A 269-nucleotide genomic window follows, 5' to 3' on the forward strand; every position below is an offset into this window, starting at 1 on the left:
GTAATCGGGTGCTTGGCCTTGATGCCGGTATCCATGCCTTTCTTTTCCATGTTGGCCATATCGGCCTCGGACACGGACTGCTTTTTACAGGCCTCGATAAAGGTCGCCAGTTCCGGGTTGTTTTCCGCCAACGCCAGGCTGATCGGGTGTTCAGCGGCAAGGCTGACGTAGGTGACGCCCATCAGGGTATCGGGACGCGTGGTGTAAACATCAAAGCTCTGGTGCTTCGCCACCGGTTCGACCAGCTCAAAGCGCATTTCCACGCCCCG

1 pseudogene is annotated in these 269 nt (G+C 57.6%); it reads right to left on the reverse strand.

Features of this window, described 5'->3' with window-relative positions:
• Positions 1 to 269, reverse strand: a pseudogene (gene leuS / locus B3187_RS07560) (leucine--tRNA ligase); the annotation flags it as partial.

It is taken from the genome of Marinimicrobium sp. UBA4209 (genome assembly GCF_002381585.1).
Lineage (GTDB): Bacteria > Pseudomonadota > Gammaproteobacteria > Pseudomonadales > Cellvibrionaceae > Marinimicrobium > Marinimicrobium koreense.